The organism is Pseudoalteromonas sp. APC 3224, assembly GCF_030407535.1.
Classification (GTDB): domain Bacteria; phylum Pseudomonadota; class Gammaproteobacteria; order Enterobacterales; family Alteromonadaceae; genus Pseudoalteromonas.
In genome coordinates, this window is the sequence record NZ_JASDDF010000043.1 from 25,391 (window position 1) to 33,688 (window position 8,298).

6 protein-coding genes are annotated in these 8,298 nt (G+C 41.2%); 1 reads left to right on the forward strand and 5 read right to left on the reverse strand.

Annotated features, from left to right (window positions below):
• Nucleotides 1–51 precede the first annotated feature (51 nt).
• On the forward strand, nucleotides 52–2,208 hold the full coding sequence (locus QL989_RS17195) for a TonB-dependent receptor (RefSeq protein ID WP_290171368.1): 2,157 nt from the start codon (nucleotides 52–54) through the stop codon (nucleotides 2,206–2,208).
• Nucleotides 2,209–2,322: 114 nt separating this feature from the next.
• On the opposite strand, the gene rlmB is transcribed toward QL989_RS17195, so the two are convergent.
• The 5 genes from rlmB to QL989_RS17220 form a co-directional block, all read right to left on the reverse strand.
• Nucleotides 2,323–3,066, reverse strand: a complete 744-nt coding sequence (gene rlmB, locus QL989_RS17200) for a 23S rRNA (guanosine(2251)-2'-O)-methyltransferase RlmB (RefSeq protein ID WP_008112440.1) — start codon at nucleotides 3,064–3,066, stop codon at nucleotides 2,323–2,325.
• The gene (gene rnr, locus QL989_RS17205) at nucleotides 3,063–5,522 is read right to left on the reverse strand and encodes a ribonuclease R (protein ID WP_290171369.1); all 2,460 of its coding nucleotides are present in this window, start codon (nucleotides 5,520–5,522) and stop codon (nucleotides 3,063–3,065) included. The genes rlmB and rnr overlap by 4 nt, the downstream gene beginning before the upstream one ends.
• Nucleotides 5,523–5,730: 208 nt before the next feature.
• On the reverse strand, nucleotides 5,731–6,465 hold the full coding sequence (locus tag QL989_RS17210) for an enoyl-CoA hydratase/isomerase family protein (RefSeq protein ID WP_290171370.1): 735 nt from the start codon (nucleotides 6,463–6,465) through the stop codon (nucleotides 5,731–5,733).
• 129 nt (nucleotides 6,466–6,594) lie between these two features.
• Nucleotides 6,595–7,209, reverse strand: coding sequence for a response regulator transcription factor (locus QL989_RS17215; protein ID WP_290171371.1), 615 nt, complete (start codon nucleotides 7,207–7,209; stop codon nucleotides 6,595–6,597).
• Nucleotides 7,206–8,298 (reverse strand): histidine kinase (locus tag QL989_RS17220; protein WP_290171372.1); only part of this gene is annotated, 1,093 nt, incomplete at its 5' end. The genes QL989_RS17215 and QL989_RS17220, both read right to left, overlap by 4 nt.

The following is an 8,298-nucleotide window of genomic DNA, read 5'->3' on the forward strand; positions in this document are numbered from 1 at the left end:
CATGTTTAAATTACGCCAATTTTAGTAGTTGAACTATTTTTAGGGTAATCAATGTCACATAAATTTTTAGTTTCCTCGTTAACTGCAGCCGTAGCGCTGTCTTTAAGTGCTACAGCAATGGCAAAAGATGCCGGCGGCGTTGAACGCAACTTTGAACAAATTACCGTTATTGGCTCACAAGCAGCAATTAACGATATTCCAGGATCGGCTACATTTATCTCTGATGAAGAATTGCAAAAATTCGAATTTACCGATATTTCTCGCGTATTAGCATCTGTACCAGGTGTATACGTTCAAGAAGAAGATGGCTATGGTTTGCGTCCTAACATTGGTATGCGTGGTACAGGTACTGGCCGTAACGATAAAATTTCAGTAATGGAAGACGGCGTACTCGTTGCACCGGCTCCTTACTCTGCACCATCGGCTTATTACTTCCCAACTATGGGCCGTATGGAATCTATTGAAGTATTAAAAGGTGCTGCCTCAGTTAAATATGGCCCGCGCACTACCGGTGGTGTATTAAATTTACTTTCTCGCAGCTTACCAACTGAAGTCAATAGCTCTATGGGTATGGTTGACGCGGCACTTGGTAGCGATGGTTACTATAAAGGTCACGCTTACTTCGCTAAAGAAAAAAATAACACAGCTGGCTTAATTGAAGTGTTTTCTTATGGCGCTGATGGTTTTAAAGAATTACCAGTAGGTGATGACAACACTGGTTTTGAAAAAAATGACGTACTGGTAAAGTTTGGCCATACTTTTGGTGAAAACGATGCCCACAACATTGAGTTTAAAGCTAAGTACTCTGAAGAAACATCAGACGAAACGTACATGGGCTTAACTAACGCAGATTACCAAGAAAATCCTAACCGTCGTTATGCGGCATCGCAAAATGATGAGATGAACACCCGTCATAATGCATACCAAGTAAACTATGCATACCGCTTTGGTGAAGGTTACGAATTTTTAGCAACCGCTTATCTAAACGACTTCCACCGTAACTGGTACAAAGCCAGTAAAGTAAGCGAAAGCTACCTTGAGCAATACAGTGAATTTGAAGCAAACCCAACGGCTGAAGGCATCGAAAACATAGGTGTTAAAGCTAATAACCGCGACTACCAAGCTAAAGGTGTGCAGTCTGAATTGCATATTCCAGCGGGCGATCACTATATTACAGTTGGCGTACGTTACCACGAAGATGAAATGGATCGTTTCCAGTGGGAAGACAAATACACGCTTAATCAAGATTTAAGCATGACTCTTACTTCGCAAGGCGCACCTGGCTCTAATAGCAATCGCTTAGACAGCGCAAAAGCAAGCACCCTATTTATTCAAGACGAATGGACAATGGATGCATTAGTTGTGAGTGCAGGTCTGCGTTATGAAGACATTACTATTACCCGTGAAGAATGGGCTAAATCAGATCCAACTCGTAGCCAAGGCTTAACGAAAGATATTTCAAACGATACTGAAATTTTAGTACCGTCTTTAGGTGCTACTTACACACTTAACGACAACGTAACGTTACTTGCAGGCATTCAAAAAGGTTATGCACCCGCAGCGCCAGGCAATGCTGACCAAGACGAAGAAGAAAGCGTCAACATTGAGTTTGGTTCTCGTTTTAATGCAAACGGCTTTAACGGTGAAGTGATTGCATTCTACTCTGATTACGACAACATGCATGGTAACTGTACCGCGTCAGTAGGCTGTAGCGACGACAACATTGGCGACCAATACAACTACGGTGAAGTAGAAGTATCAGGCTTTGAATTTAGCGCTGGTCGTACGTTTAATACTGCATCAGTTGCGTTCCCAGTTAAACTGACTTACACCTACACTGATTCAGAGTTTAAAAACACATTTGATTCAGAAATTTGGGGCTCTGTAGAAAAAGGCGATGCAATGCCTTACGTACCAGAAAACCAAGTTGCTTTATCATTTGGTGCCGAAGTGAATAACTTTGTTGTTAATAGCCAAATACGTTACGTATCGGATGCACATGCTGACCTTTCTGACTCAGGCTTAAATGCGATTGATAGCCGTGTTGTATGGGATTTAGCTGCTAAGTACTTAATTGATGAAAATCAAAAAGTATACCTAAGCGTTGATAACCTGTTTGATAAAACCTACATTGCTAACCGCGCAAATGGCGGTATTCAACCTGGTAAGCCACGCTCAGTACAAATGGGTTACTCTTACAGCTTTTAATAAAGCGCTAACTTAAAAGTACAAAAAAGCCGAGATTGATGTAATCAATCTCGGCTTTTTAATGCCTATAATCCCTATGTAATTAGCCTGAGCTTAGGCTAGTTAGACTTAGGCTTAATTTGTTTCTGCGCGCTGGCGTAACACTTCAAATAAACAAATGCCGGTTGCTACCGATACATTTAAACTTGAAACCGTGCCTGCCATTGGGATTTTAACGAGCACATCACAATGCTCACGCGTTAAGCGGCGCATGCCCTCGCCTTCAGCACCCATTACAATCGCCATTGGGCCTGTTAAGCTGGCATCAAATACATGTGTATCGGTTTCACCGGCAGTACCTACAACCCAAACGCCCGCGTCTTTTATTTCACGTAATGTACGTGCAAGGTTAGTTACCTGAATAAGCGGTACCGTTTCTGCTGCGCCACAGGCTACTTTACGTGCTGTGCCATTAAGCTTTGCTGATTTGTCTTTAGGAACAATCACCGCATGTACGCCCGCTGCATCGGCACTACGTAAGCAAGCACCTAAATTATGCGGATCGGTAATGCCATCAAGCACCAGTAAAAATGGCGTGTCTTCACGTTCAATGATCTCATCAAGATCTTTTTCATTAAACACTCGCGCCGCTTTTACGTTGGCGATAATGCCTTGATGCTGTTCATCTTTCGCTTTGTTATCAAGCGCTTTTCGTTGCATAAACTGTACTGAAATACCAAACTGACGCGCTTGCTCAATCACAGGCGATAAACGCTTATCATCACGTCCCTTAAGGGCGTATATTTCTATAAAGCGCTCTGGCTCTTTTGCTAAAATTGCTTCAACAGAGTGAAAGCCAAAAATTAATTCATTACTCACGAATTGTTTGCTCCTGGGCTACTACGTTTACGGGCATTTTTACCTGGTCTTTTAGGCTTTTTGACCGCTTTCTTTTTGGTTTTTTTCTTCGCGGTGGTGTCATCCGCTGTTACTTTAGATTTACCCGCTGCTTTAGTTTTACTTGCAGGCTTTTTTCCACCTTTTGGTTTTTTACTGTCGCTTGCTGACTTTTTACCCGGTATTTTACCGGCTTTAAGTTGCGAGCGAACGCTTGCTGGGGCATTCTTTTTTGGCGCACGACGACGCGCATAACGATCTTGAGCCACATCGCCTTTAAGCGTTAAGTTAATTCGGCGATCATCTAAGCTTACCGAGGCAACTTGTACAGTTACTTTATCGCCTAAACGATAAACCGTATGTGTGTGTTCACCCACCAAGCAATGTTTAGCCGCATCATGTTGGAAGTATTCATCACCTAAATTGGTAACATGAATTAATCCATCAATTTGCAAATCATCTAAACGAATAAATAAACCAAAATTAGTAACCGATGAAATAACCCCGTTAAACTCCGTGCCTACATGATCTTGCATGTATTCACATTTTAGCCAATCGGCTACTTCACGGGTGGCATCGTCAGCGCGGCGCTCAGTGGTAGAACACTGCTCACCAAGTTGATCGACTTCATCATCGCTGTATGCGTATTCACCTGAGGTTTGTTGGCCTTGCGCTTTTAACACCGCTTTAATTGCACGGTGTACCACTAAATCGGGGTAACGGCGAATTGGCGAGGTAAAGTGTGCGTAGGCCGATAATGCTAAACCAAAGTGACCTATGTTATCTGGCTGATATACCGCTTGCTTCATTGAGCGCAGCAGCATAGTTTGAATAAGTTCAGCTTCAGGACGATCCCCTAAACGAGCCAACACATGAGTAATTTCTTTCGGGGTGGGTTCGTCGCTTAGCGTGCTTTCAATACCTAGCTCAGTTAAAAACTGAGTAAAGTTACCCAGTTTTTCGCTATCGGGTTCATCATGTACCCTAAACAATGCACTTGCTTCGTGTTTCTCAAGTAATTTAGCCGCCGAAACATTAGCTAAAATCATACATTCTTCAATCAGCTTATGCGCATCATTACGAATAACCGGCACAATAGATTCTATTTTACGTTGTGCGTTAAATACAAAACGAGTTTCGAGTGTTTCAAATTCAATTGCACCACGCTCTTGGCGTGCTGCTTTTAATGCCATGTACATTTGCTGTAAGTCAGTTAAATGTGGCACTACAGCTGCGTATTCTTTACGGAGCTTTTCGTCATTTTGTAAAATGGCATTTACTTTGGTGTAGGTTAAACGAGCATGCGAATTCATTAGTGCTTCGTAAAACTTATAGCCCGACAGCTTACCCTCTTGCGATACGGTCATTTCTGCAACCATACACAGGCGATCAACCTCAGGGTTAAGCGAACACAAACCGTTAGACAATACTTTTGGCAGCATTGGAATAACTTGCTCAGGGAAATACACTGAATTACCGCGCTCTATCGCTTCTTTGTTAAGCGGCGTGTTCATACCTACATAATGGGATACATCGGCAATGGCTACCCATAAACGCCAGCCACCTGATTTTTTAGGTTCACAATAAACAGCGTCATCAAAGTCGCGAGCGTCTTCGCCATCAATAGTGACAAGTGGTAAGCCGCGTAAATCAACACGGCCTTGCTTATCGGCTTCTTCAACAAATTCACCTAAGTGGGCAACTTGCTGCTCAACTTCTTCAGGCCACACGTGTGGAATATCGTGATTACGCAGCGCAACTTCAATTTCCATACCCGGCGCTAAATGCTCGCCCAGTACGTCAATCACTTTACCTACCGCATTCATATTGCGGCTTGGATTTTGAGTTATTTGCACTTGCACCATCTGGTTGTGGCGTGCGCCTTTTTCGTTACCCGGTAAAATAATAATATCTTGAGTAATGCGCGGATCTTCAGCAACCACAACGGCAATACCATGCTCAACAAAATAGCGGCCAACAATAGGCGCTCGCTCATTAGTGAGTACTTTAATAATACGGGCATCGCATTTTGAGCCTGAACCACGCTTAGTGCCTTTCGCAAGAACAATGTCGCCATGCAGCACCATATTCATTTGATGCTTAGCAATAAACCAGTCTTTGTTCTCGCCTTCAACTTCTAAAAAGCCAAAACCGTCTCTGTGACCGACAACTTTGCCTTTGGTTAAACCGGCTTCGTCAATCAGGGCATAACATTTAAATTTATTAAAATACAATTGCCCGTCGCGCTCCATGGCACGAAGTCGGCGCTTAAATGCTATTTGTCGTTCTTCATCGTTGACTGCGAGTTCTTCGCATAGTTGCGTGTAATTAGCAGGTTTTGAACGCTCTTGAAGGTGAGTAAGTATAAACTCACGACTAGGGACTGGGTTTTCGTACTTTTCTTGTTCTCGACTGAGATTTGGATCTTGGTTTGACATTCACTATCTTGTTAGTTGGTTATGTAAGCATTTTAACTCATATACTCGAAATGAGACAGGTAAAAGCCATTAAACTTTTAATAAAGCGTTATTAGCTTTTGCATTTTGTAGCAATGTAGCTAAATAACACTTAACACCTACTTAATTAATGCACATGAAAGTGAGTAAATTAACTGTAGTTATGTTTACTCACTTTTATAAAAACAGCTTACTTTTGCTGTAGTTTCTTCCACAATAGCGTGCTGATGTTTTCAATAAAAGCCGAGTCTTGTGCAGCCATAACATCGAGTATTGGTTTGTTCATTTGGGTTTTGTTTTGAGCGTATATCCAACGATTTTTATTAAAGCTTTGCGCAAACTCTAACACACCCGCTTGCAAGGCTTGCTCATCAGCAAAAATTGCTTCTACCACATTTTGTTGTAACAATTTTTGCGCATCAACACGCTCGCCAGTCATAGCTAAGCGGTTAAAAAATTGCGGATTAATCGCTTTATTAATAATCGGAAACATAGACGGTACAAACGGTACCAGTACATCAACTTCAGGAAAGCAGAAAAAGCCTTTGTCAGATTTCATAAACCGAAAATCACAGGCACATGCCAACACCGAGCCATTACCATAAGTGTGACCGTTTAATGCAGCAATGATAGGCATAGGAAACGTCACTATACGTTTAAATAACTGCCCTATCGAATTCATAAAATCAGCAATAACTGTAGGCGTGTTATCTGGACTTGCCATCCACTGTAAATCTATTCCCAATGACCAGCTTTTATCGCTGCTTGAGGTTAATACTACGGCGTTAATATCGCCATTGGCTTCTATGCTATCTAAGTGTTGATTAAGTTCAGCTATAAAACTAGGGTTATGGCGGTTTTCAGCGGTATTCATGGTAAGTATTGCCACGTTTTGCTCAGTGGTAATTTTTATTAATGCGGTCATTCGAGCCTCTTTGAGTGCATTTAGCTGCGCTTTTAGCACTTTTCGTTACTTTTATAGTTATGCACTGAATAGTAATACGTTGTATAAAATTTATAAAGTGCCTATTTTTGTAATCATTAAAGAAGTTATTTATAACCATCCCTTTTGCCGAGCGATACGCGCTGCATCTATCCTGTTTGTGGCATTGAGCTTTGCAATCGCATCAGATAAATAATTACGCGTTGTCCCTTCACTTATATAGAGCTGCTTAGCTATTTCGCTGGTTTTTAAGCCATCACTTGCAAGCTTTAAGGCTTTACGCTCTTTATCTGTGAGTGGGTCGGCATCGTCTAGGGCATTAATGGCAAGTTCTGGGTCAATCACCTTTTGCCCTTGCATTACTTTTTTTAACGCGTTTATTAGCTCTTCGCTGGGTGCTTCTTTTAAAATAAAACCTTTAACACCCGCATTCAAAGAGCGCCTAATATAACCAGCACGTGAAAAAGTGGTCATAATTACCATATTAATTGCAGGATATTTAGCGGCTATTTGCTCACTAAGCTCAATGCCATTCATGCTTGGCATTTCTATATCCGTTAAAATGATATCTGGATGTAAGTCTTTACCAAGCGCGCTGATTTCATTTAACGCATCTCGTCCATTACATGCTTGACCAATTACCTCAATATTAAAGTCAAGGCTTAATAAAGCGGCAACTGCGTCGCGCACCAGCGCTTGATCTTCAACTAAATATACTTTGATCATTTTAAATCCTCAGCACTTAATGGCAGTACAACGTTTAAAGTAAATGTATCGCCACAGGTAAATTTTGCACTGCCGTTTAATTGCTCTGCTCGCTCTTTAATGCCATTTAAACCATTTCCCGCTTTTAATGTGGTGCATGGCGCGTTATCAATAACGGCAATAAGTAATTGCCGCTTTGTTTGTTCTATATTAATAGAACCGATTTTTGTGCTGCTATGGCGTAATAAATTAGTCACTGACTCTTTAATAATAAGACTCGCAATGCCCTCAACCTTGGCAGGTAACGTCGCTAAATTAACGTTAAATTTTATGTTAAAGCCTTGCTCTTTGAGTGTTTGTTTTAGCTGTGTTATTTGGCTGTTTAAGTTGAGCTGCTTTAAATCACTTACCGCGTTTCGTACATCACTCAGTAACTGTCTTGCAAGATCTGCTACTTGGGCTATTTCGTTATTAGCCTGCGCGTATCGTTCACTTTGATTTAGTTTATTCGCAAGTTCAGCTTTTAAAGCTATTGATGACAGTGAGTGACCTAAAATATCATGTAAATCTCGGGCTATGCGTTCACGCTCAGCAATGGCTGCTAGTTGCTCCAATTGCTTTGCGCTTTCTTGTTCGCGCTTTTTATGTTCGCGCTCTCTTTTTGCTGCAATTCCATAGCTAAATAAGGCGGCACATAATATTAATGCCACAGCCAAAAAGTACTGAAGCTTTCCTATATCGCTTAAATACGAACTTGTAAAAAGCGCGACTATAATAGCTAATGCGGCATAATACCGCTGCTTTTGGGTATAACTATACCCTGCCACATAAGCAACAAAACCATACAAAGTAGGTGTGCCAGAGGTAAAAAAAGTGGCGCTAAAACAAATGGCGAGCAAGGCTAAAAATAAGGGGGTAATTTTTGTGTTATTGCAGTTAATTGCTTTTATGTACAAAATAATAAAAGCAATATAAAAAGCTAAACATAGGCTCATTTGGCTTTTTGTAAATTGGTCAAAATTAATAATTAATGGCAATAAATAAAAGCCGGTAAAAATTAAATGGCCATACTTCCAAAACGTTTTATCCGTTTGTTGAGAAAAGCTACTT